The following is a 23,605-nucleotide window of genomic DNA, read 5'->3' as shown; positions in this document are numbered from 1 at the left end:
GCTGGCACAGTCACGCCCATGGTGGTGGAACCTCAATCGCTGGACAGTCTGAGTGCAGAACAACTGCGCGAGCTGACCGCTCGGCTGATGGTTCAGGTTCGCCACCAGAGTGCGCTGCTGGAGAAACTCACCCACGAGAACGCACTGCTCAAGCGCATGAAGTTCGCAGCCCAGTCCGAGCGCTTCAACCCTGAGCAGAAGAGCCTGCTTGAAGACGAGATCGAAGCGGACCTGGCGGCTGTGGCCAGCGAGATCGATGCGCTGACGCAGACACAAGCACCTGCCACCCCCGATAAGAAACAAGCCAAACGGCTACCGCTGCCGGCGCACCTGCCGCGCCGCGAGGTTCGCCACGAACCTGCGTCCACCACCTGCGCCTGTGGCTGCCAGATGAAACGCGTGGGTGAGGACGTGGCCGAGAAGCTGGACTACATGCCCGGCGTCTTCAGCGTCGAGCGCCATATCCGCGGCAAGTGGGCCTGCGCCCGGTGCGAGAGCATCACTCAGGCGCCGGTTGAGGCGCACGTCATCGACAAAGGCATCCCCACCACCGGCCTGCTGGCCCAGGTGCTGGTGGGCAAGTACGCCGATCACCTGCCCTTGTACCGGCAGGAAGCGATCTTCGGACGCGCCGGCCTGGCCATCCCGCGCTCGACCCTGGCGCAGTGGGTAGGCACCTGCGGGGTGCGGCTGCAACCGCTGGTCGATGCGCTCAAGACCGAGATCCTGGGCCACCGGGTGCTGCATGCCGATGAGACACCGGTGGCCATGCTCAAGCCCGGCGATGGCAAGACGCACCGCGCCTACCTCTGGGCCTACGCGCCCGGGGCCTTCGAGAGCATCAAAGCCGTGGTCTACGACTTCTGCGAGTCTCGCTCGGGCGAGCACGCCCGGCACTTCCTGGGCCACGGCACCGACAAGGCCTGGAAGGGCAGCCTGACCTGCGACGACTTCAGTGGCTACAAGGCCCTGATCGCCAGCGGCGTGACCGAGGTGGGGTGTCTGGCCCATGCGCGGCGCAAGTTCTTCGATCTGCATGCGGCCAACCAGAGCCAGATCGCCGAGTTTGCCCTCCAACAGTTCGCCCGGGTCTATGAGATCGAGCGCGAAGTCAAAGAACTGGGGTCCGAGCAGCGGCAAGCCGTTCGGCAGCAGCAGACACGGCCGATCCTGGATGCCCTGCACGAGTGGATGACGCTGCAACGGCGCCAGGTGCCCGACGGATCAGCAACCGCCAAAGCGCTGGACTACAGCCTGCGGCGCTGGGATGCACTGACCCGGTTTGCAGATGACGGGCAGCTGCCAGTGGACAACAACTGGATCGAGAACCAGATCCGGCCCATTGCCATTGGCCGAAACAACTGGCTGTTTGCCGGTAGCCTGCGCGCGGGGCAGCGGGCGGCCGCTGTCATGAGCCTGATCCAGTCGGCGCGCATGAACGAGCACGACCCGTATGCCTACCTCAAGGATGTACTCACGCGGCTGCCCACGCACAAGGCCAGCCGAATCGACGAGCTCTTGCCCCATCGCTGGCAACCCACTGGCCTCTGATCGTCAGACACGAGCGACTGCAGCGGTCAACATGGGTTCGCCGGACGCTTACAGTAATTTCCCCAAGGATGGCCTGCATAATCCTCGCGAGTCGGTGGTAGTGCGGACCGGGATGGGCCACAAAGCGTCTTTTTGCGGCCAATAGCTCGGCTATTGGCAAGAAAGGAAAGGCAGTGGACCGCCCGAGGCCGCGCCATCACGGGCCGCAGGGAGTTATGCAGGCCATCCCCAACGCCGGAGACACAGACGAATGTCCCCTGCGCATTCGCATTCTAGGAGCCCTCGATTACCTGGACTCACCCGCCGGCTCTTGCACTCTTGTAGTCCAATCCGACGGCGCCATACCTTCCCAGCGCCGGAATGCGCGCCTGAAACTGGCGATGTCCGCATAGCCCAAGAAATAGGTCACTTCTTTGATGGAAGACCCTTTTCTGAGCAGTTTCAACGCCATGCGATGCCTAATTGATTCCACTATTTCACGGTAAGAGGTTCCTTCTTCGATCAAGCGCCGATGAAGTGTCCGAGGCGTCGTGCTCAGCAGCCGTGCACATACGGTGAGATGAGGAATTGGCGGAAGCCGTTCTAGAACAATTTTCTCCAATTTCGAGCCTGCGCTCCTGTTATCTCCAGTTTCATTTAACTCTTCGACGCAGAAGCGTACTGCCTCTGTTAGAACCAATGGATCGTATTTCTGGGTGACTTCTTCGGCAGCAGAAATATCAAAAGATAAACCTGACCATTTCTGATTGTATCGAACTGCGCAGCCGTAAACGCCGCGTGCCAGTGCCGCATGAGGCGGCTCAGGAAATTGAAAGTAAACCATATTGCAGGCACTGCGACTCAGAAATATGTCGTCGGCGATATTTTTGACTGCAACCATCGCGATTTCCGTCACCGTGTTGCTTGCAGAACCCAGACCGATCGCCGGTTCAAACCAGACCTCCAGACTTCCATTTACCTCGCGGGTATGAATACTGATAGCCTCCGTTCGGATGCAGACAAAACGCTCGACGATTTGCATGGCTTCACGGATGCTGCGGCTTGCCGCAGCCGCCATGCCGAGGACACCATGGGTTGCTGTAAGCAAACGACGCCCAGCCAATACCCCGAAGCCCGTCTCACGCGACAGACTGACGGCGCGGGTGATCAGCTCTCCAAACTTTTCGACGGCAACTACCGCCGACGCATCGGCAAGATCATCTTGCTTGAGGTCGGAAATGGCCAGCCACGCCACGGTATCCACGCCCAGTTCAGCCGCTTGATCTGCAATTTGCCGCAGGTAGGTGACTCGAACAGTTTTTGGGTTCACGGTTGTCTCGCTCCATGTTCTTGTGCCGGCCGGTGGCCACCCTGAGGAGTCCGACAGGCTCCTCAGCCTTCTTCCTCTGATGACTATCAAAACGATCCTACACGTAGCGGCAGGTGCTTGGCAAGAAATGCACCATGTTTGTCAGTTTATGCGCTTGCGACAGAAAGTGGTGGCGAAGTCTAATAAAAAAGCAAAAAAACATTCATTAGGAGACAACTGCGATGAATTTTCTTCACGGAAGAAGCTTGCACCAGGCGGAGATAAACGGGCAGACCATCACCGTCGAGCCCGATGAGACTTTGCTGGAGGCAGCGCAACGCCAGAACATCAACATTCCCTCCATCTGTCGCGTCGGCGGCTGCGGGACTTGCAAGTGCAAGCTCAAGAGCGGCAAGGTTGACGAACTGACCGAGACGGCGTACCTGCTGACGGAGAAGGAAATCTCCGACGGGTTCATACTGGCCTGCCAGAGCCGCCTGCGCAGCGATGTGAAAATCGAGCTGGATCGGGAGGGCGCGATCGATGGCCCTCCGGTCAAGGGCGTGATCGTCGGCAAGCAAATGCTGACTCACGACATCGCGAGAATCGACCTTCGACTAGACACGCCAATCCGCTATCGCGCCGGCCAGTTTGCAGAGGTCACGCTGTCCTCGATGGCGGATGCCCCTCGCAGCTATTCGTTCTCGACCGCGCCTGGCAATGATCGCCAAGTGAGTTTCACGGTGCGCCGTGTGCCGGGGGGGCGGGTGTCCGGGCATCTCGTGGACCAGGCGCAGGTGGGCGAGTCGGTCACCGTGCGCGGTCCCGGCGGTCACTTCTACATGCGCCCGGGCCGGGAGCCAGTCCTTATGGTGGCCGGTGGCAGCGGCTTGGCACCCATCCTCGCGATGCTTCAAGACATGAAGCGCTCGGGCGACATGCGGCCGGTGACGGTACTGTTTGGCGCTCGGAGCCAGAAGGATTTGTACGCGCTCGACGAGATGGCAGCCTACGAAAAAGCTTGGCCGAACTTCCGGTTCGTGCCGGTGCTGTCCGCGGCTGACCCTTCGTCGCCCTGGGACGGGCGCACTGGCTTGGTGACGGAGCACATTCCAGAACTGCTTGGGGGTGCCACGTCGGCCTATCTGTGTGGCCCACCAGCCATGATCGACTCGGCCATCGCCGCCCTGCGCCAGCGTGGTATTGCAGACACGAATTTGCACGCGGACCGCTTCGTCGATCAGGCCCCCAAGCTCCACACCGGGTTCTACGGCGCTGTCGGCTTGCCCACTGTTGAGCGTGTGCCAGCCAATATCTTGGACTATCTGAAGTTCTTTCTTTTGCATGGGGTGGGGATCGGTGCTGTGGCGTCCATTCTGGCGGGCGGCGTCTACACCAGTTTGGGGCTGCTCGGCTTTCTCATCTTCTACATTGGCGGCGATGCGCTGTTGGGCCACGACACCCGAACGCCCAAATACAAATCACCGTGGATTCTGACGGTGCAACTGTGGTTCATCCTGCCCCTGGTGGCGCTGATCGTATTCGCCTACGTCTGGACGCTTTCTTCCGGTGATCCATTGGGATTCGGCGCGTGGGTGACCCATCTCACCCAATACGACATACTGGCCGCCCGGGAGGCAACGGGCTTTTGGCACCACCTCGCCGGCGGCGTATTTACCGGCTTCATGATCGGTGTCCTGGGAACGATCACGGCGCACGAGTTGACGCATCGCACTTGGGAACCGGTCTCGATGTTCATTGGTCGTTGGTTGTTGTCTTTCAGCTACGACGTGGGATTCGCCATCGAGCATGTCTACGGGCATCACCGCTATGTATCCACCGAGCATGACCCGGCCACGGCCCCGCGAGGCCGCAATGTGTATCTACACATCGTGATGTCCACCATTCGCGGCAACGTCAGCGCCTGGCGCATCGAAGCTGAACGCCTCAAGCGCAAGCATCTTCCGGTGATCTCCATCCACAACGCCTATATCCGCGGCTTGCTCATGAGTGCGGTGCTCGTGGCCATCGCCTACTGGATGGCGGGATGGATCGGCGTGCTTGGATTTACCGGCAGTGCGCTGTTCGGAAAATCGCTGCTGGAAATCGTGAACTACATGGAGCATTACGGCATGGTGCGCGCTCCCGATCAGGCTGTACAACTACGGCACTCATGGAATACCAATGCCAGAATGAGTTCCTGGGCCATGTTCAATCTCAGTCGGCATTCGCACCACCATGCCCAAGGCGAGGTGCCTTACCAGAACTTGATGCCGTTGCCGGAGGCCCCGACGATGGTCGCTGGCTACCTCAGCACGATACTGCTGACGCTGCTCCCGCCGCTTTGGCAGCGAATCATGGTCCCCAAGATCGTGGAGTGGGATCGGCATTACGCCACGCCAGAGGAGAGGGTGTTGGCGCTGCGTGCAAACCAGAAAAGCGGCCTGAAGGCATTGCGGCGCTACGACCCACGCCAATGGAACAAGGAATTGGCGGCTGACTGAACACGGCCGCTACCCCTCCACCCCCTTCTTTCTATGCGGAGCCACCTCGGCTCCGCAGTGGGATTTTATGAATTTCGATTACATCATCGTAGGCGGCGGCTCTGCCGGCGCCACCCTGGCCTCGCGGCTGAGTGAAGATTCCAGCATCAGTGTTTGCCTGCTTGAAGCGGGCGGACAAGGCGACTCATTGGTCGTCCGCATGCCGGCAGGAACGGCGGCCATGATGCCTGGCAAGGGCAAGATCAATAACTGGGCATTGAACACGGTACCTCAGCCGCACCTCAATGGTCGGCTGGGCTATCAACCGCGGGGCCGCGCCCTTGGCGGATCTTCGGCCATCAACGCCATGCTCTACGTCCGGGGCCAGCGCCAGGACTACGATCAATGGGCCGATCTGGGGTGTGATGGGTGGGACTGGGACTCGGTGCTGCCGTATTTCCTGAAGGCAGAGAACAACGAGCGTGGAGCGAGCAAACTCCATGGCGGGAGCGGACCTTTGCAAGTGTCCGAGCAACGTAGCCCCAGGCCGATCACGCTTGCGTTCATTGAGGCAGCCAAGCAGCGCGGCATTCCGTTTCGTGCCGATTTCAATGATGGGGACAACGAAGGCGTTGGCTTGTATCAGGTCACGCAATTCCACGATGCCGCCCGCCGAGGCGAGCGTTGCTCCGCGGCAGCCGCATACTTGCATCCTCTGCGGGGGCAACGGCCGAATCTCACGATCAAGACAAATACCCGCGCCAGCCGGATCCTCTTCGAGGGCAAGCGCGCCGTGGGCGTGGCCTACCATGCCAGCGGTGCCGAACACGAGGTCAGAGCCGGGCGGGAGGTCATTCTGGCTGCCGGCGCCTTTGGTTCACCGCAGATTCTTCAACTGTCCGGCGTCGGGCGCCCGGAAGACATCACCCATCACGGCATCCGCATGGTGCATGAGTTGCCCGGTGTGGGCCAGAACTTGCAGGATCACCTGGATTTCATTCTGGCCTACACCTCCCAGGACACTGACAACTTCGGCATCGGACTCAAAGGGTCAGTGGACATGCTGGGCCACATTGCAAGTTGGCGCAAGGATGGCAGCGGCATGCTTGCCACCCCATTTGCCGAGGGTGGCGCATTCTTCAAGAGCGCCCCTGACGTGGATCGGCCGGATTTGCAACTGCACTTCGTGATCTCGATCGTGGACGACCACGCGCGCAAACTGCATATCGGGTATGGTTACTCGTGCCACGTCTGCAATCTGCGCCCTTACTCGCGTGGCGAGGTATTCTTGCAATCACCCAACCCGCTGGACGACCCTGGAATCGATCCACGCTTCCTGTCTGACGAGCGTGACGTGAAGCTCCTGGTCCAAGGGGCCAAGGCCATGCGAGAGATCATGCTGGCATCCCCCTTGGCCAAGTACCGTGGGCGCGAATTGTTCGGCGTTACCGATGGCATGAGTGATGCGCAATGGGCCCAGCTCATTCGAGACCGCTCCGACACCATTTACCACCCGGTCGGCACCTGCAAGATGGGCGTGGACCCAATGGCCGTGGTCGATGCGGAGCTGAAGGTACATGGTATTCAAGGGCTGCGCGTCGTCGATGCCTCCATCATGCCGACTTTGATCAGCGGCAACACCAACGCGCCAACCATCATGATCGCCGAGAGGACTGCGGACCTCATTAAACGAGCACATGGACACCCAGCCCAGACTTCCCGAAAGAACGAACGCCAAGCATACGAGAGCGCACTCCTCAGGTAAATCTGGTGTATTACTTCTTGCATACCAATAGAAAAACCTCTTAAAGGCCGCTGGCACGTTGCCTGCGCTTGGTGGACCGTCTACTTCAGTCTCCATTCGCCTCAATCCTCTTGTTGTCGACGTCGGCCTCAAACACCAATTCTGAAAGAAAGTAGAAAAATGCTCGGAAAAATGATGCGCGAGCCTTTGCTCGTCTCCAGTCTCATCGCCCATGCTGCGCGTTACCATGCCGATACGCCAGTCGTTTCCGTCAACACCACGGGCGGGATCGAACACACGACTTGGGGTCAAGTCGAGATCAATGCGCGACGCCTGTCGTCAGCGCTGGCCAAGCTGGGCGTGCAATCGGGCGAGCGCTGCGCGACCATTGCATGGAACAATCGGCGACATTTGGAAATTTACTATGGCGTTTCCGGCGCGGGCATGGTGTGCCACACGGTCAATCCGCGCCTGTCCGCCGAAACCCTGATCTACATCGTCAACCACGCCGATGATCAGGTGCTGTTCATCGACCGGACCTTTCTGCCCATTGTGGCCAAGCTTCGGTCGGCATTGAGCACCGTCAAACATGTCATTCTCATGGGGCCACGCGATGAGGAGGCATCGGGCATGTTGGATGGCTTGCGGTTCTACGACGAGGTGGTCGCATCGGGCGACGCCGACTACCCGTGGCCGAGCATTGACGAGGATCTACCTTCGTCGTTGTGTTACACCTCCGGCACTACGGGACATCCGAAGGGTGTGCTTTACAGCCACCGCTCCACGGTGCTGCATGCGTTGGCGGGCAACAGCCCGGACGGCATTGGCGTTTCGGCCCGCGATGCTGTCATGCCGGTTGTTCCCATGTTTCACGTCAACGCCTGGGGAGTGCCCTACATTGCGGCGGCGCAGGGAGCGAAACTGGTATTGCCTGGCCCGAACCTTGACGGCCCAAGTCTCGCCACCCTGATCGACGACGAGGAAGTCGGTCTGGCACTTGGCGTTCCCACGATCTGGATGGGACTGCTGGCGGCGTTGAGGGCGCGCGGCACCAAGCCCAAAAGCTTGAAACGCACCATCGTTGGCGGCGCGGCACTGCCGCCGTCGATGTTCGCCGCGTTCCGGGACGAGTTCGGTGTCGAACTGATCCATGCCTGGGGCATGACCGAAACGAGCCCGCTGGGCACCCTGAATCAACCACTGGCTCGCCACATTCATCTTGATCCTCAGCGGCAGAGCGAAGTGCGACTGGGGCAGGGACGACCACCCTACGGCGTTCAGCTGCGCGTGGTCGATGACGGCGGCGCAGTCTTGCCGAACGACGGCAAATCCCCGGGCAAACTACAGATCAGGGGGCACTGGATCGTCAGCAGCTACTTCGGCGCCGAATCCAGTGCGCTGACCAGTGATGGCTGGTTCGACACCGGTGATATAGCAACGCTTGATGCCAACGGCTATATGGTCATCCGCGACCGCGCCAAGGACATCATCAAGTCTGGTGGAGAGTGGATTTCATCGGTCGATATCGAGAACATCGCTATCGGACATCCTGCCATCGCCAATGCGGCGGCAATCGGCGTGCCCCACCCGAAGTGGGACGAACGACCGGTTCTGGTCGCCGTGAAAAAGGAAGGCGCGAATGTGTCCGAAGCGGACCTTCTGGCCTTCTTCAAAGGACGTTTGCCGGACTGGCAGATCCCCGACAAAGCCGTCTTCATTGACGCGTTGCCACTCAGTGGCACTGGGAAGGTGTTCAAGAACAGGCTCCGCGAAGCCTATGGCGGCCTCCTGGCCGGAAGTACCAGGGAGAGCACGCAGTGACGGGTACCGCTCTCCCAAATTTCGATATTCAGGCCCTGTTGGATCAGGACTTGCAGGCACTGGATGGGGCCAAGCACCACTGGGCAAAAACCTCGGTCGCGGATCGGATTGCTATCCTCGGCCGCATCAAGCCGGCGCTGATGCAGGTTGCGCAGGGGTGGGCGGAGACAGCTGCCCGGAAGAAGCGCATTCCGCATGCATCGCCGCTGGCCGGGGAGGAATGGCTCTCCGGCCCCTACGCCCTCATGGGCGCCTGCAACGGGTTGATGCAGACACTCGGTGCCATTGATAGAAAGGAATACCTCAATCACCTGCCCTTGCGCCACCTCAAGAATGGGCTATTGGCGGTTAGAGTTCTGCCCCATTCGATCTGGGATCGGTTGCTCCTATCCGGGGTCTCAGCTGAAGTCTGGATGCAAAAGGGAATCTCCGAGGCCAGTCTCGCTCAACATGCTGCGGTCGCCTATGACATCGTTCCCGAACAGCGGCGCGGTAAGGTGGCCCTAGTCTTGGGGGCAGGAAACATCGCGGCCATCTCGCCTCTCGATGCATTTCAGAAGCTGTTTATCGAAAACCAGGTGGTTCTGCTGAAGATGAATCCGGTCAACGACTACCTGACCGACTATCTCAATGCAGCCCTGCGGCCCCTGATCGAATGCAACGCACTACGCATCGTTCGCGGCGATGGCGCTGTGGGGGCCTACTTGTGCGAGCATCCGCTGGTGGAGGAAATTCACATCACCGGCGCCAAGGCCACCCACGATGCCATCGTTTGGGGCATCGGAGAAGAAGGCGCACGCAATAAGGCCGCGAATACACCGAAGAACCACCGAAAGATCACGTCCGAACTAGGCGCAGTTTGCCCCACCATTGTGGTGCCCGGGCCGTGGTCGACCGCCGACATCCGCTTTCAAGCCGAACAGATAGCAACTCACAAGTTGCACAACTCCGGCTTTAACTGCGTGGCATGCCAAACCCTAATAGTACCTCGTGGCTGGCAACATACGGACAAACTTTTGTCTGCTATATCCAATGTCATGTCGCGCTACGGCCAGCGGGAGGCCTACTACCCTGGCAACCAGCAGCGCATTGAGGAATTTGCTGCCCACGCTGGGGGTTCGGATGCGATCGACCGTGGGCTTCGTGCACCCGCGTGCGTTCTTGCGAACATGGATCGGGGCGATGAGTCCTGGCTGGCGCAGCACGAAATCTTCGGCACGGCGTTAGCAATGAAATCCTTCGAATATGAAGATGCGGGGTCATACCTTGAATCAGCCGTTGTGTACGCTAATGACCGCTTGTACGGCAGTCTGGGGGCAAATATTCTGATTCACCCCAAGACTGTGCGAGAGATCGGTCGTCAACGCTTCGAAGAACTGCTTCAAAAGCTGCGCTACGGCACCATCGCCGTTAATGCTTGGACCGGATTGGGATTTCTGCTTGCACCCTGCCCCTGGGGAGGATTTCCCGGAGGGTCGTCGCGCGATCCGCAATCTGGTATTGGGACGGTACATAACTCGTTCATGCTTGAAGGAACGGAGCGTACCGTCATATCCGCCCCATGGCGACCATTCCCTCGCAGTCTGCTCTCACTGCATCCAACGCTCCTTCCTCGGCCACCTTGGTTCATCACGAACCGGCGGCAAGATGTGATTGGCCGTCTCTTGACCGACTTCCAGTTCAAACCCAGCTGGACCAAGCTGCCGAGGATTTTCGTCAACGCCCTGCGTGGGTGACGGCGAGAAATTCATACCAATTTGAAAGGATTTTCAGTTTACCCAAGCAAGTCTGGAGGTGAATCAAGGGCTCTTTCGCTACAGACTCTTTCCGACTTTGCGTGGGTTAAGCAGTTGCGGGCCTATCTGAACGAAGTTGGGCTTGCCTGTGCTCAGGAAGAATACGGTTCACCTGGTGGCGAAGCGGGTAGACGCGCGCCTTGCGCTTAGCCGCATGGAAGAAGCCGTTGGTCTGACGGACTTGCGTCTAGGCAACGATGTCCTCGAAATGTTTGCGGATCAGACAAGCGCCCCTCCTCGGCTCAACCCCGGAGCGCATGAAGGTCGTGTACCACTGGGTGCGCATCTCGCACGCGACGATGGTCTGCTTCCGAACGGGGAACTCGTGCAGCCGCTTTCGGTAAAGGCTCGCGCGCCGTGCGCTTGGTCGCAACTTGGGTGATGAGGCTGCTCAGATCGGCCCGTAGGAAGGCGGACAGGCGGATGCGGTCTCTGATCAACGCCCAGCATGAGCCCTCGAGATCCGGTTGGATCTTCTGTCCAAGGTGAGGCGTCTAGTCAACATCGCTTGTGACGTGGGCAACGAAGTAGAACTTATCGAAGGCAATGCACGCGTTGGGGCAGGTCACTCGGCCATGCATCACCACAGGGCTTTGCCAGTCACCTAGTGAGGAACGGGATATGGAACTTCGTCATTTGCGCTGCTTTCTGGCTGTGGCCGAAGAACTCCACTTCGCCCGCGCCGCCGAGCGATTGTATATCGAGCAGTCGCCGCTATCGCGCGCCATCAAGGAACTGGAAGAAGAACTAGGCGTGATTTTGTTTGCTCGTACCACACGCAGCACGCGGCTAACCCGAGCCGGGAATCTGTTCCTTGAGCACGTGCGTCGCGTGTTTGCTGCCTTGGAACAAGCGCGTGACAGCGTGAAAGCGGCAGCCAATGGCTTTCACAGGCAACTGCGCGTGGCTCTGTCCGACGGTATCACGCTGTCGCGCCTATCCGCTTTGCTTGTACTTTGTCGCCAAGAAGAACCTGAGGTCGAGATTCGCCTCTTCGAGGTGCCGCTGTCGCAGCAGATCAAAGGGCTGCATGACGATCTCTATGACGTAGGGTTCGCCCAGTCCAACGAAGTTGGCAATGGCATCGTTTCCGTGCCCGCTTGGAGCGATGCGCTGATAGTGGCAGTGCCCGCTCGGCACCCCCTACTGGCACATAAGCGCATTCCTTTAGACGAACTTTTGCGCTATCCGTTGGTCTTGTGCGATCCACAGGCATGTGAAGGCCATGCCAAGCACGTTGAGCGGGTGCTACGCCGCGCGGATATGGAGCCACTGATTGCAGAGCGGGTGGCATCCACTGACCTGATGATGGCCCTGGTATCAGCCGGCTTCGCGCTGGGACTGGTCGGTGCCGCACGCATTGCTGCCAATCGCGAGCCTGGCGTCGTGGCCCGGCCGTTGGCATCGCGCGTGCCGCCTTTGACAACTTACCTGCTGCGTCTCGAAGGCAACTCGTCCGATGTGCTGGCGCGGTTCATTGAGCGCGTGCAGGCCGTCGAGTCACCGGAGTCGCCCGGGCCCATACCGGACCTCCATCCCGATCCACCGGAGGAACCGAGGCCGTGAAGAAGATCATCCCCTTCCTGTTCGTGGCAGCCCTGACAGCCTGCGGCCAGTCCGAGACGCCTCAAAAGGCCGCCGTCTCAGAGGTCAGCATTCCAACGGTGAAAGAACTGGCAGCCAACCCCGAACGGCTCAAGGAGCTGCGGCGGCAATGCAAAGCCGGCCGCCCCAAGTTGGGTGACCTTCTGTGCAACCGGGTCGCCGAAGCCACGCGCAAGCGGTTCTATGGCGACGGCGAAACCCCGTACGCGCCACCGAAAGAATCGCCGAAGTTCTGACTGTTGGCGGTTAGCCGCATCACCTCATTATTTTCTCAACACGCTGCAATGCGCCAGTGCTTGTGGCGTTTTTCTTTGACTCGCCGCTTCACGAATTCTTTCCTTTTGCTCGATCTTTCTGCCTGAAACGGTCTTTGACCGGCACTGACCTGACACCGATCCTGACGGTTGCGGCACGCCCTTGTGCCGCTTTTCCCATGAGGAATCAGCGCAGGAGAAATCGGAGGCAAGGTCATGCAAGGGACGAACGTACTGTTCGGTCAGATCGCCGTGGTATTCGGCATCGTGATCGCTGGCGTCTGGAGCGCCACGCAATGGACAGCCGCCGCTCTGGGCTATCAGCTACGCCTTGGCTCGCCCTGGTTTGATTTCCTGGGTACGCCGATCTACCACCCGTGGCGGTTGTTCGAGTGGTGGTTCTTCTTCGACGCCTACGCGCCCCGTGTTTTCGACATCGGCGGTGCGTTTGCCGGCGGCAGCGGCCTTGTCGCTGTGCTGGTCGCCATCGGCATGTCGATCTGGCGCTCGCGCCAATCACGCCTCGTCACCACCTACGGCTCGGCCCGCTGGGCCAACGCGGAGGACATTCGCAAGGCGGGCCTCACGCAGCCGGCCGGCGTGTTCCTCGGCCAGCACGACCGCCAGTACCTGCGCCACGAAGGCCCGGAACACGTCCTGACCTTCGCGCCGACGCGCAGCGGCAAGGGTGTCGGCCTGGTGGTGCCAACGCTGCTTTCCTGGCCCGCGTCCGCCGTCGTCCATGACATCAAGGGCGAGAACTGGCAGATCACCGCCGGCTGGCGCTCGCGCTTCTCGCATTGCCTGCTGTTCAACCCCACGGATGCGAAGTCGGCGGCCTACAACCCGCTGCTGGAGGTGCGGCGCGGCGCGCATGAGGTGCGCGACGTGCAGAACATCGCGGACATTCTGGTCGATCCCGAAGGCGCGCTGGAGAAGCGCAACCATTGGGAGAAGACTTCGCACGCGCTGCTGGTGGGCGCCATCCTGCATGTTCTGTATGCGGGCGAAGACAAGACGCTGCGCGGCGTCGCCAACTTCCTCTCCGATCCGGCCAGTCCCTTCGAGCTGACCCTGCACCGGATGATGACCACGCCCCACCTGATGAACGGGAACGGTGGAAGCCCGCATCCGGTGGTGGCCTCTGCGGCGCGCGAAGTGCTCAACAAGAGCGACAACGAGCGCTCGGGCGTGCTGTCCACCGCCATGTCGTTCCTCGGCCTGTACCGAGACCCTACGGTGGCCGAAGTCACGTCGCGCTGCGACTGGCGCATTGCAGACCTCATTTCCGCCGAGCACCCGGTATCGCTGTACCTCGTAGTGCCGCCTTCGGACATTTCGCGCACGAAGCCGCTGATCCGCTTGATCCTCAACCAGATCGGGCGGCGGCTCACCGAATCACTCGACGGCAGCGATGGCATCGAGCGCCGCCACAAGCTGCTGCTGATGCTCGATGAGTTTCCGGCGCTCGGGCGCCTGGACTTCTTCGAGACGGCCTTGGCCTTCATGGCGGGCTACGGCATCCGCAGCTTCCTCATCGCGCAGTCGCTCAACCAGATCGACAAGGCGTATGGGCAGAACCATTCGATCCTCGACAACTGCCATGTGCGCGTGACGTTCGCCACCAACGACGAACGCACGGCCAAGCGCATTTCCGAGACGCTGGGCACCGCGACCGAGCTGCGCGCGCAGCGCAACTACGCGGGCCATCGCCTCGCGCCGTGGCTGGGGCACCTCATGGTGTCGCGGCAGGAAACGGCCCGCCCGCTGCTCACGCCGGGCGAAGTCATGCAGCTACCACCCGACGAAGCCGTGGTGATGGTGTCGAGCGTGGCGCCGATCAGGGCCAAGAAGCTGCGCTACTACGCCGACGCCAACTTCAAGCGGCGCGTTCTGTCGCCGCCTGCGCTCGCCACAGCGTCCAGTCCAGGGCGCTATGCCGATGTTCCTCCGGTACGCGCTGACGACTGGAGTGGCCTGGCGATTCCGCCGACGCCTGCCGCACCGGCCACGGCATCCGCCGATGGCCTGGAGCACCTGGGAACGGCCGACGACGGCGGCCCGCGCCGCCAGCCCGAGCTAACTGAGGCAGTCGCCTACGACCCCGAGCAAGCCGCACCCGCGGCCGACCTCGGGCTGCTCGATGACGACGACGACCTGCCGCTTCCCCTTCCTCGCCAGCTCGATACGGCCATGCAGCGCACGGCCCGGCTGGCATCCCTCGACCCCAACGATGGAATCGAACTATGAGCCCACATCGTTCAAGTTATCGCCTGAATCTCTTTATCCAGCCCGAGCACGCCCAGCGGCTCGACGAACTGGCCGCCAAGAAAGGCGTGTCCAAATCCAGCATCGTCGCTGCCGCCTTGGCGTCCTGGCTGTCGCCCGATGCCGCCGACCAGCGCGAGGCGGCCATCGCCAAGCGGCTGGATCGCCTGTCGCGCCAGGCCGAGCGTATGGAGCGCGACCAGAACATCGCCATCGAAACGCTGGCGCTGTTCATCCGCTACTACCTCACGGTCAGCACGCCGGTTCCCGAGGCGCACCAAGAGGCAGCGCGCGCCCAGGGCAAAGCGCGCTTCGAGCAGTTCGTGGAGCAGCTTGGTCGCCACCTGCTGCGCGGGCGAAGCCTCGTGCGTGACGTAGTGGAAGAACTGCATCCTGATCCGGTACGGATGGAGGACGCGGCGGCAGCCACAGAAGCGCAGGAGCGTGCGTCATGAGCGCAGTTCCCCAATCCATGAGCGCCACGTCGCTCGACCGGCGCATCCAGATGCTGCGCACGGCAATGGGGCCGCTGATCGCCACCGCGCTCGAAGACCCCGACGTGGTGGAAATCATGCTCAACCCGGATCGCACCCTTTGGGTGGATCGCCTGTCCTCGGGCCGCGCGCCGATGGGCGTGGAAATGCCCGAAGCGGATGGCGAGCGAATCATTCGCCTGGTCGCTGCCCATGTCGGCGCGGAGGTGCATCGCGGCCAGCCGCTGCTGTCCGCCGAGCTGCCCGAAACCGGCGAACGCTTCGAGGGCATCTTGCCGCCCGCTGCACCGGGGCCGGCCTTTGCGCTGCGCAAGCGTGCCATCGGCGTGATTCCGCTGGAGCGGTACGTCGTGGAGGGAATGATGACCGCCGCCCAGGCGGGCTTTCTGGTGCGGGCCGTGCGCGAGCGCCAGAACGTGCTGATCGCCGGGGCGACGAGCAGCGGCAAGACGACCTTGGCGAACGCGCTGCTGGCCGAGATAGCCGCCACGGGCGACCGCGTGCTGGTGCTCGAAGACACGATCGAGCTGCAATGTGCGGCCCGCGACCACGTGCCGTTGCGCACGCGCTCCGGCGTGGTGTCCATGACCCAGCTGGTGCGTTCGTCCATGCGCCTGCGGCCTGATCGCGTCGTCGTCGGCGAGGTGCGCGGCGCCGAGGCGCTGGATCTCATCAAGGTGTGGGGCACCGGCCATCCCGGCGGCATCGCCACGATCCACGCGGGTTCCGCGCTGGGCGCGCTGCTGCGCATGGAGCAACTGATTCTCGAAGTGGCGGTGAACCCGCCGCGTGCGCTGATCGCCGAGGCGGTCAATGTGGTGATCCACATTGCCGGACGCGGACGCAAGCGCCGCATCGAGAGCATCGCCCGCGTCGTCGGCTTCGATGGCGTGGGCTACCGACTGGTGGATTGGGGGGCGGACGCGCTGGAGACGCCGTTTCCCGAGCTGCCGCCACTTCCCGATGCCGCACCCGCTGCGGCGCCATCCCTATCCCTCGACCTTTCTGGAGAACTTCCATGATGACGCACGCCCATGCTTTCCGTGTTTCCGTAAATCCGCATTTCAACCTGTCCGGCCTCGCGCGGCTGCGCAGCTTGGCCCGCCCTACGGCGCAAGGACTGCTGCTGGCCGCACTGCTGTTGTTCCTGGCCGGAACCGCTCAGGCCGCCGGTTCCTCGATGCCGTGGGAAGGCCCCCTGCAATCCATCCTCGAATCCATCCAGGGGCCGGTGGCGCGCATCGTCGCAGTCATCATCATCATCGCCACGGGCCTTGCGCTCGCGTTCGGTGACACGTCGGGCGGCTTCCGCAAGCTGATCCAGATCGTGTTCGGCTTGAGCATCGCATTCGCCGCGTCCTCGTTCTTCCTGTCGTTCTTCAGCTTCTCGGGCGGGGCGGTCGTATGAACGCGCCCGATACCTTCGCGGCTGGGTTCGAGGTTCCGCTGCATCGCTCGCTCACGGAGCCGATCCTGCTGGGCGGCGCACCGCGCACCGTGGCGATTACCAACGGCACGCTGGCCGCCGCCGTCGGGCTGGGCCTGCAACTGTGGATTCCTGGCTTCGCGCTCTGGATCGTCGGCCATTCGCTGGCGGTATGGGGTGCGCGTGTCGATCCGCAGTTCATGGCCGTGTTCGCCCGGCACATCAAGCACCGCCCACTGCTGGACGTGTGAGGGGACGCCGCCATGCTGAACCTTGCCGAATACCGCCAGCGGCCCGCGCTGCTGGCCGACTGGCTGCCCTGGGCCGGGCTGGTCGCGTCGGGTGTCGTCTTGAACAAGGACGGCAGTTTCCAGCGCACGGTGCGGTTTCGCGGGCCTGACCTCGACAGCGCCACGCAAGGCGAGCTGATCGCCACGTCGGCACGCTTGAACAACGCACTGCGCCGGCTGGGTTCGGGCTGGGCGCTGTTCATCGAAGCCGAGCGCCGCGCCGCCGCCGACTACCCGCACTCCGAGTTTCCCGAGGCGCTGTCGTGGCTGGTGAACGAGGAACGCCGTGCAGCGTTCGAGGAATCGGGCAACCATTTCGAGAGCGGCTACCATCTGACGCTGGTGTACCAGCCGCCCGAGGAATCCCGCGCCCGCGCGGCGGGCATGTTGTATGAGAACCGTCCCACCGAAGGCGTGGACTGGCGCGAGCGCCTGACCGCCTTCATGGCGGAGACCGAACGGGTCTTAGACCTGCTCGATGGCGTGATGCCGGAGATCGCCTGGCTGGATGACAGCCAGACACTGACCTATCTGCATTCGACCATTTCGACGCGGCGCTATCGCGTGGCCGTGCCCGAGGTGCCGTTCCACATCGACGCACTGCTGGCGGATTCTGCCCTTGTTGGCGGGCTGGCCCCGATGCTGGGCGACCAGCACCTGCGCGTGGCGACGGTGCGGGGCTTCCCGACCTCGACCTGGCCGGGGATTCTGGACGACCTCAACCGCCTGGGATTTGCGTATCGCTGGAGTACGCGCTTCCTGTGCCTGGACAAATCCGAGGCGGAAAAAGAACTCGCTCGCCTGCGCCGCCAGTGGTTTGCCAAGCGCAAAAACGTCATCGCGCTGCTACGCGAAACGATCTTTCAACAAGAAAGCCCGCTGGTCGATACCGACGCCAGCAACAAGGCTGCCGACGCGGATGCGGCCTTGCAAGAGCTGGGCAGCGATCAAGTCGCCTTCGGCTATCTGACGGCGACCGTCACCGTCATGGACGCGGACGCCGGCGCAGCCGACGAGAAGCTGCGCATGGTGGAGCGTGTCATCCAAGGGCGCGGCTTCGTCACGATCCCCGAAACGCTCAATGCCGTGGATGCGTGGCTGTCGTCCATTCCGGGCAACGCCTACGCCAATGTTCGCCAGCCCATCGTCTCGACGCTGAACCTGGCGCACCTGATGCCGGTGTCGGCGGTATGGGCCGGGCCGGAGAAGAACGACCACCTCGAAGGCCCGCCGCTGATCGTCACGCGCACCGATGGCGCGACGCCGTTCCGGCTGGTGACGCACATCGGCGACGTGGGCCACACGCTGGTCGCCGGCCCGACCGGCATGGGCAAGTCGGTGTTGCTTGCCACGCTGGCGATGCAGTTCCGCCGCTATCGCGGCTCGCGCATCTTCGCCTTCGACATGGGGCGCTCGATGCGCGCCACGATCCTCGGGCTGGGAGGCGAGCACTACGACCTGGGCACGGATGGCGAAATCGCCTTCCAGCCGCTTGCCCGTATCGACCGCGAAGGCTACCGCACCTGGGCGGCCGAATGGATCGAAGGCCGCTTACTACACGAAGGCGTAGCAGTTGGCCCCGACGAGAAGGCCGCCATCTGGTCGGCACTCGGCAGCCTCGCCGGTGCGCCGGTGGAGCAGCGCACGATGACCGGGCTGTCCGTCCTCTTGCAGTCCAACGCGTTGCGCCAGGCGCTCGCGCCCTATGTGCTCGGCGGTGCTCACGGCAAGCTGCTGGACGCCGACCACGACCGGCTGGGCATGGCCGACGTGCAGTGCTTCGAGATGGAGGAACTGATGCACAGCAAGGCCGCCGTCATGGCCGTGCTGCATTACCTCTTTGCGCGTTTCGATGAACGCTTTGACGGTGCGCCCATGCTACTGATCCTCGATGAAGCCTGGCTGTTCCTCGATGACCCGGTGTTTGCCGCGCGCATCCGCCAGTGGCTCAAGACGCTGCGCAAGAAGAACGTCAGCGTCATCTTCGCCACGCAGTCGCTGGCCGACATCAAGGATTCGAGCATCGCGCCCGCGATCATCGAAAGCTGCGCGAGCCGCATCTTCCTGCCGAACCCGCAGGCGACCGAGCCGCAGATTCGCACGATCTACCAGGGCTTCGGCCTCAACAGCCGCCAGATCGAAATCGTCGCCACCGCGCAGCCCAAGCGCGACTACTACTACCAATCCCGCCTCGGCAACCGCCTGTTCGACCTCGACCTGGGGCCGGCGACGCTGGCCTTCGCGGGCGCATCCACGCCGCAAGACCAGCGCGACATGGATGCGGTGCTCGCCGTAGTCGATGCCAGCTCCGCAGCGTCTTCCCCGTTCGCAGCCGCTTGGCTGCGCCATCGCGGCCTCGATTGGGCGGCCGATCTGTTGCCCTCGTTCCCCGGCCTCGCGCCGGGCTCCCTCCGTACCGCCAACCACCCACAGGAGAACCAGCCATGAAACTGCATACCCCAAAGCTCGCCGCACTGACCGTCGTTTGCTTGCTCGCCTTCGGCATCGCGCAGCCCGCGCACGCGCTGTTCGGCGTCGGCGACATCGTGCTCGACCCGACCAATCTGGTGCAGAACACGCTGACCGCCGTTCGCACGCTGGAGCAGATCAACAACCAGATCCGCCAGCTCCAGAACGAAGTGCAGATGCTCATCAACCAGGCGCGCAACCTGGCCAGCCTGCCGTCCAGCGTGGTGGGCCAGTTGCGCGCGAACCTGGCGACCACCCAGCGGCTGATCGCGCAAGCCAAGGGCTTGGCCTACGACGTGACGAGCATCGACCGCGAGTTCGCCCGCCTGTATCCCGAGAAGTACGCCGCCACGGTGAGCGGCAATCAGATGTACCTCGATGCGCAGGAGCGTTGGAAGAACACGCTCAACGGCTTGCAGACCACCATGCAGATGCAAGCCCAGGCGTCGCAGAACCTGAGCGACGACGAAAGCGTGCTGGCCGACCTCGTGGGCAAGAGCCAGTCGGCCGAGGGCGCGTTGCAGGCAATGCAGGCCATGAACCAGTTGCTCGCCTTACAGGCCAAGCAGTCGATCCAGTCGCAGCGGCTACAGATCACGCAAGACCGCGCGGCCTCGCTGGAGCTGGCGCGGCAGGCGGCGGCGGCCGAGCGCTCCCGCGAAGTGCGGCGGCGCTTTCTCGGGGAAGGCACGCCGTACACGCCGCAGTCCGTCAACTTCTACCGCGACTGACGGGAGGCCGACATGCGATGCGTCCTCGTCCTTGGTGCCGTGCTGCTGGCCGCCTGCGGCGAGCAGCCGGCCGACAACCTCGCCAATGCCCTGGCCGCCGATCCCGCGCGGCTCAAGGCATTGCGCGTGCAATGCGCGGCCGACCGGCTGGCCACGGGCGAGGACGCTTGCCGCGCCGCCGCCGAAGCCTTCCGGCGGCGCTTCTTTTCCGGCGAGGCCGGGCCGGATGAATACCGGACGCTGGCCGACCTGCCGCCGATCCCGCCCAGCTTCGAGGAACCGGAGGGCGCGCCATGAATGACGTGACCATCATTGACCAGTTCCTCAACACCTTCGCTACCTACATCGACTCGGGTTTCGGTCTGCTGCGCGGCGAAGTGGCATTCCTCTCGGCCACGCTGATCGTGATCGACATGACGATCGCCGGCCTGTATTGGGCCATGAGCCACGCCACCGGCCAGGGCGATGACGTGATCGCCAAGCTGCTGCGCAAGGTGCTCTACGTCGGTGCCTTCGCCTACATCCTCAACAACTTCAACTGGCTGGCCAGCATCGTGTTCCGCTCGTTCGCGGGGCTGGGCATCACCGCCACCGGCTCGGCCATCACGATGGAGAACTTCTTGCAGCCGGGCCGGCTCGCCAAGACCGGCATAGACGCCGGGGCACCGATTCTGGAACAGATCGGCGAGATGGCCGGCTTCCCCGAGGTGTTCGTGAACCTCGACCCCATCGTGGTGATGTTCCTCGCCTGGCTGATCGTCCTGCTGTGCTTCTTCGTGCTGGCGATCCAGCTTTTCATCACGCTGATCGAGTTCAAACTGACCACGCTCGCCGGGTTCGTGCTGGTGCCGTTCGCGCTGTGGAACAAGACCTCATTCCTCGCCGAGAAAGTGCTGGGCAACGTGGTGTCCGCCGGCGTCAAGGTGCTGGTGCTGGCCGTGATCGTCGGCATAGGCTCGGGCCTGTTCGCGCAGTTCCAAGTCCATCCCGCCGAGCCGTCCATCGACCACGCGCTGGTCATCATGCTGGCCTCGCTCACCTTGCTGGCGCTGGGGATCTTCGGCCCCGGCATCGCCACGGGCCTCGTGTCCGGTGCGCCCCAGCTCGGCGCGGGCGCGATGGCCGGCGCCGCCGTCGGCGCAGCCGGAACGGCGGTGGCCGTCGGTGCTGCCGCGACGGGCGTGGGCGGTGCGGTGGCCGCTGGTGCCCGCATGGCCCCGGCCGCCGCCAAGCTGGCCGGCAGCGGCGCGCGTGCCGCCACGTCGGCGGCTGGCAGCGCGAAGTCGGCGTTCCAGGCCGGTTCCACCGCCGCTGGCGGCGGCGCCAAGGGTGCGATGGCGGGCCTGGGCAACGTCGCCAAGACCGGCGCGCAGTCTGCCGGACGCGCTGCCGCATCCCGCGCTTCCGCTGCCGGGCAGCGCATGGCCGCGCCGTTCCGCGAGGGCTGGAATGGTGACGCTGGCGCGTCGGCCGGCCAGGCCGCCACAGGTGCCGCCCCCGCCGGTGCCGCCGGTGCCGCCGCTGCGCAGCCGCCCGAGCAACCCGCTTGGGCCAAGCGGCTGAACCGCCGCCAACAACTCACCCATGCCGCGACCACCACCGCCCACACGCTGCGCGGTGGCGATGGCGGCGGCTCCGGCCAGGGGCCGAGCCTGCGTGATTCCGATTCATAAGGAGAACTGACCATGCAATTCAAACGACCGCAGGTGCGCTACGCCGACACGCCGCAGCCTGCCACGCCGTACCAAGCTGCCGGCCAAGTATGGGACGAGCGCATTGGTTCGTCCCGCGTGCAGGCGAAGAACTGGCGCTTGATGGCCTTCGGCTGCCTGACGCTCGCGCTGCTGATGGCCGGCGGCCTGGTGTGGCGCTCGGCGCAGTCCATCGTGACTCCCTACGTGGTGGAGGTGGACAGCGCGGGCCAGGTGCGCGCCGTGGGCGAAGCCGCCGCGCCGTACCGGCCGGGCGATGCGCAGACCGCGCACCACATCGCGCGCTTCGTGACGCTGGTGCGCTCGCTGTCCATCGACCCGATCGTCGTCCGCCAGAACTGGCTGGACGCCTACGACTACACGACCGACAAGGGTGCGGCCGTGCTCAACGACTACGCGCGGGTCAACGACCCGTTCGCGCGCATCGGCAAGGAGTCGGTGACGGTGCAGATCAGCAGCGTCGTGCGCGCCAGCGACACGTCTTTCAACGTGCGCTGGACAGAACGCCGCTACGTCAACGGTGCCGCGACAGGCCTGGAGCGGTGGACGGCCGTGGTGTCCATCGTGGTCCAGCCGCCGCGCACCGAAGAACGCCTGCGCAAGAACCCCCTGGGCATCTACGTCAACGGCCTGTCGTGGAGCCGAGAACTGGATTCTTCTGAAGGAGCAAAGCCATGAATGATGTTTTCCGTAAAACCGCATTGCCGTTGACCCTGCTTGCCTTGGCTGTCCTGTTCTCGGGCTGCGCCACGCAGGGCAAGCCACCGCCGACCATCTTGCTCGATGAGCCGGTGCAGGCCCAGCCGCTACCCGAGCCGCCCGCGCCGGTGGAGGTGGTGGCCGTGCCAGAGGTACTGCCGATGCCGGCGCAGTTGATGCCGGTTCCCGAGGACGCCAAGCCCGCGCCCGAACCAGCAGACGAGAAGGTGCGCGTCTTGCGCGCCAATGCCGAGGCCCGCGTCGCGCCCACGCGCGAGGGCTACGTCAATGCGATTCAGGTGTGGCCCTTCACCGATGGCGCGCTCTATCAGGTCTATGCGGCCGTGGGCCGCGTGACCGTGGTGTCGCTCCAGCCCGGCGAAGAACTGGTGACGGTGGCCGCCGGGGATACGGTGCGCTGGATCGTGGGTGACACGTCCAGCGGCAACGGTGCCGACCTGCGCGTGAACGTGCTGGTGAAGCCCATCCGCTCGGGCCTGAAAACCAATCTGGTCATCACCACCAGCCGCAGGACGTACTTGCTGGAGCTGACTTCCACGGACAAGACGTGGATGGCGTCAGTCTCGTGGGAGTACCCGCGCGACCGGATGCTGGCCTTGCAGCGCCAGGCGCAGGCGGCCAGTGCCGCCGCGCCGGTCGATAGCGGCCTGTCGCTGGAGAGCCTGCGCTTTCGCTACGCGATCAGCGGCAGCAATACGCCGTGGAAGCCGCTGCGCGCCTTCGACGATGGCGCGAAGGTCTATATCCAGTTCCCCGCCGGCATTGCGCAGGGCGATCTGCCGCCGCTGTTCGTGATCGGGGCCGAAGGCGACGGCCAACTGGTGAACTATCGCTTCCGCTCGCCTTACTACATCGTGGATCGCCTCTTTGGCGCGGCCGAGCTGCGCCTGGGAGGTGACAAGGGCGACGTGGTGCGGATCGAGCGCACGGATGGCGTGGCACGGAGGAACTGA

Annotated in this window: 19 protein-coding genes; 18 read left to right on the top strand and 1 reads right to left on the bottom strand. The window is 63.2% G+C overall.

Annotated elements, in window-relative coordinates; genetic code table 11:
- The first annotated feature begins 18 nt into the window (after positions 1-18).
- Positions 19-1,551 (top strand): IS66 family transposase, encoded by a 1,533-nt coding sequence (gene tnpC / locus L3V85_RS07640; protein ID WP_100441171.1) that lies wholly within the window; start codon positions 19-21, stop codon positions 1,549-1,551.
- Between the two features lie 286 nt (positions 1,552-1,837).
- Here tnpC and L3V85_RS07635 read toward each other — a convergent pair whose 3' ends face one another.
- A complete protein-coding gene (locus L3V85_RS07635; RefSeq protein ID WP_100441172.1) occupies positions 1,838-2,860 on the bottom strand; it encodes an AraC family transcriptional regulator in 1,023 nt (340 codons plus the stop codon).
- Between the two features lie 221 nt (positions 2,861-3,081).
- Here L3V85_RS07635 and L3V85_RS07630 point away from each other — a divergent pair, with 221 nt between their 5' ends.
- From L3V85_RS07630 to trbG, 17 genes are all read left to right on the top strand, one after another.
- On the top strand, positions 3,082-5,343 hold the full coding sequence (locus L3V85_RS07630; protein WP_100441173.1) for a fatty acid desaturase: 2,262 nt from the start codon (positions 3,082-3,084) through the stop codon (positions 5,341-5,343).
- Between the two features lie 67 nt (positions 5,344-5,410).
- Entirely contained in the window at positions 5,411-7,087 is a 1,677-nt protein-coding gene (locus tag L3V85_RS07625; RefSeq protein ID WP_100441174.1) for a GMC family oxidoreductase, read from the top strand.
- A 159-nt stretch (positions 7,088-7,246) separates the two neighbouring features.
- Positions 7,247-8,887: a long-chain fatty acid--CoA ligase gene (locus L3V85_RS07620; protein ID WP_057055114.1), complete on the top strand. Its 1,641-nt coding sequence runs from the start codon at positions 7,247-7,249 to the stop codon at positions 8,885-8,887.
- Positions 8,884-10,623, top strand: a complete 1,740-nt coding sequence (locus tag L3V85_RS07615) for an aldehyde dehydrogenase family protein (protein WP_124148774.1) — start codon at positions 8,884-8,886, stop codon at positions 10,621-10,623. The genes L3V85_RS07620 and L3V85_RS07615 overlap by 4 nt, the downstream gene beginning before the upstream one ends.
- 681 nt (positions 10,624-11,304) lie before the next feature.
- Positions 11,305-12,249 (top strand): LysR family transcriptional regulator, encoded by a 945-nt coding sequence (locus L3V85_RS07610; RefSeq protein ID WP_024100072.1) that lies wholly within the window; start codon positions 11,305-11,307, stop codon positions 12,247-12,249.
- Positions 12,246-12,524: an EexN family lipoprotein gene (locus L3V85_RS07605; protein ID WP_057055113.1), complete on the top strand. Its 279-nt coding sequence runs from the start codon at positions 12,246-12,248 to the stop codon at positions 12,522-12,524. Before L3V85_RS07610 ends, L3V85_RS07605 begins: the two co-directional genes overlap by 4 nt.
- Before the next feature lie 234 nt (positions 12,525-12,758).
- On the top strand, positions 12,759-14,792 hold the full coding sequence (locus L3V85_RS07600; protein ID WP_100441175.1) for a conjugal transfer protein TraG: 2,034 nt from the start codon (positions 12,759-12,761) through the stop codon (positions 14,790-14,792).
- Positions 14,789-15,265, top strand: a complete 477-nt coding sequence (locus L3V85_RS07595; protein WP_100441176.1) for a CopG family transcriptional regulator — start codon at positions 14,789-14,791, stop codon at positions 15,263-15,265. Before L3V85_RS07600 ends, L3V85_RS07595 begins: the two co-directional genes overlap by 4 nt.
- On the top strand, positions 15,262-16,326 hold the full coding sequence (gene trbB, locus L3V85_RS07590) for a P-type conjugative transfer ATPase TrbB (RefSeq protein WP_100441177.1): 1,065 nt from the start codon (positions 15,262-15,264) through the stop codon (positions 16,324-16,326). Before L3V85_RS07595 ends, trbB begins: the two co-directional genes overlap by 4 nt.
- Positions 16,326-16,712: a TrbC/VirB2 family protein gene (locus tag L3V85_RS07585; protein ID WP_100441363.1), complete on the top strand. Its 387-nt coding sequence runs from the start codon at positions 16,326-16,328 to the stop codon at positions 16,710-16,712. The genes trbB and L3V85_RS07585 overlap by 1 nt, the downstream gene beginning before the upstream one ends.
- The gene (locus tag L3V85_RS07580; protein WP_100441178.1) at positions 16,709-16,981 is read left to right on the top strand and encodes a VirB3 family type IV secretion system protein; all 273 of its coding nucleotides are present in this window, start codon (positions 16,709-16,711) and stop codon (positions 16,979-16,981) included. Before L3V85_RS07585 ends, L3V85_RS07580 begins: the two co-directional genes overlap by 4 nt.
- 12 nt (positions 16,982-16,993) lie before the next feature.
- Positions 16,994-19,468 (top strand): conjugal transfer protein TrbE, encoded by a 2,475-nt coding sequence (gene trbE, locus L3V85_RS07575; protein WP_124148773.1) that lies wholly within the window; start codon positions 16,994-16,996, stop codon positions 19,466-19,468.
- The gene (trbJ, locus tag L3V85_RS07570; protein WP_100441180.1) at positions 19,465-20,220 is read left to right on the top strand and encodes a P-type conjugative transfer protein TrbJ; all 756 of its coding nucleotides are present in this window, start codon (positions 19,465-19,467) and stop codon (positions 20,218-20,220) included. The genes trbE and trbJ overlap by 4 nt, the downstream gene beginning before the upstream one ends.
- A gap of 12 nt (positions 20,221-20,232) precedes the next feature.
- The gene (locus tag L3V85_RS07565; protein ID WP_124148772.1) at positions 20,233-20,517 is read left to right on the top strand and encodes a hypothetical protein; all 285 of its coding nucleotides are present in this window, start codon (positions 20,233-20,235) and stop codon (positions 20,515-20,517) included.
- Positions 20,514-21,893 (top strand): P-type conjugative transfer protein TrbL, encoded by a 1,380-nt coding sequence (gene trbL, locus L3V85_RS07560; protein ID WP_124148771.1) that lies wholly within the window; start codon positions 20,514-20,516, stop codon positions 21,891-21,893. The genes L3V85_RS07565 and trbL overlap by 4 nt, the downstream gene beginning before the upstream one ends.
- A 12-nt stretch (positions 21,894-21,905) precedes the next feature.
- Positions 21,906-22,610: a conjugal transfer protein TrbF gene (gene trbF, locus L3V85_RS07555; RefSeq protein WP_094098095.1), complete on the top strand. Its 705-nt coding sequence runs from the start codon at positions 21,906-21,908 to the stop codon at positions 22,608-22,610.
- Positions 22,607-23,605, top strand: coding sequence for a P-type conjugative transfer protein TrbG (gene trbG, locus L3V85_RS07550; protein WP_100441184.1), 999 nt, complete (start codon positions 22,607-22,609; stop codon positions 23,603-23,605). The genes trbF and trbG overlap by 4 nt, the downstream gene beginning before the upstream one ends.

This window comes from Variovorax paradoxus (assembly GCF_022009635.1).
Classification (GTDB): domain Bacteria; phylum Pseudomonadota; class Gammaproteobacteria; order Burkholderiales; family Burkholderiaceae_C; genus Variovorax.
The sequence above is the reverse complement of the archived record's forward strand: the minus strand, read 5'-3'. Positions and strand labels throughout refer to the sequence as shown.

What these genes read in the sequence shown, in the direction of transcription:
- L3V85_RS07580 (WP_100441178.1), top strand. Translation starts at nt 16,709, where the DNA reads ATGAACGCGCCCGATACCTTCGCGGCTGGGTTCGAGGTTCCGCTGCAT.
- L3V85_RS07595 (WP_100441176.1), top strand. Translation starts at nt 14,789, where the DNA reads ATGAGCCCACATCGTTCAAGTTATCGCCTGAATCTCTTTATCCAGCCC.
- trbG (WP_100441184.1), top strand. Translation starts at nt 22,607, where the DNA reads ATGAATGATGTTTTCCGTAAAACCGCATTGCCGTTGACCCTGCTTGCC.
- trbF (WP_094098095.1), top strand. Translation starts at nt 21,906, where the DNA reads ATGCAATTCAAACGACCGCAGGTGCGCTACGCCGACACGCCGCAGCCT.
- L3V85_RS07610 (WP_024100072.1), top strand. Translation starts at nt 11,305, where the DNA reads ATGGAACTTCGTCATTTGCGCTGCTTTCTGGCTGTGGCCGAAGAACTC.
- trbL (WP_124148771.1), top strand. Translation starts at nt 20,514, where the DNA reads ATGAATGACGTGACCATCATTGACCAGTTCCTCAACACCTTCGCTACC.
- L3V85_RS07625 (WP_100441174.1), top strand. Translation starts at nt 5,411, where the DNA reads ATGAATTTCGATTACATCATCGTAGGCGGCGGCTCTGCCGGCGCCACC.
- trbJ (WP_100441180.1), top strand. Translation starts at nt 19,465, where the DNA reads ATGAAACTGCATACCCCAAAGCTCGCCGCACTGACCGTCGTTTGCTTG.
- L3V85_RS07620 (WP_057055114.1), top strand. Translation starts at nt 7,247, where the DNA reads ATGCTCGGAAAAATGATGCGCGAGCCTTTGCTCGTCTCCAGTCTCATC.
- L3V85_RS07600 (WP_100441175.1), top strand. Translation starts at nt 12,759, where the DNA reads ATGCAAGGGACGAACGTACTGTTCGGTCAGATCGCCGTGGTATTCGGC.
- tnpC (WP_100441171.1), top strand. Translation starts at nt 19, where the DNA reads ATGGTGGTGGAACCTCAATCGCTGGACAGTCTGAGTGCAGAACAACTG.
- L3V85_RS07585 (WP_100441363.1), top strand. Translation starts at nt 16,326, where the DNA reads ATGACGCACGCCCATGCTTTCCGTGTTTCCGTAAATCCGCATTTCAAC.
- L3V85_RS07565 (WP_124148772.1), top strand. Translation starts at nt 20,233, where the DNA reads ATGCGATGCGTCCTCGTCCTTGGTGCCGTGCTGCTGGCCGCCTGCGGC.
- L3V85_RS07630 (WP_100441173.1), top strand. Translation starts at nt 3,082, where the DNA reads ATGAATTTTCTTCACGGAAGAAGCTTGCACCAGGCGGAGATAAACGGG.
- trbE (WP_124148773.1), top strand. Translation starts at nt 16,994, where the DNA reads ATGCTGAACCTTGCCGAATACCGCCAGCGGCCCGCGCTGCTGGCCGAC.
- trbB (WP_100441177.1), top strand. Translation starts at nt 15,262, where the DNA reads ATGAGCGCAGTTCCCCAATCCATGAGCGCCACGTCGCTCGACCGGCGC.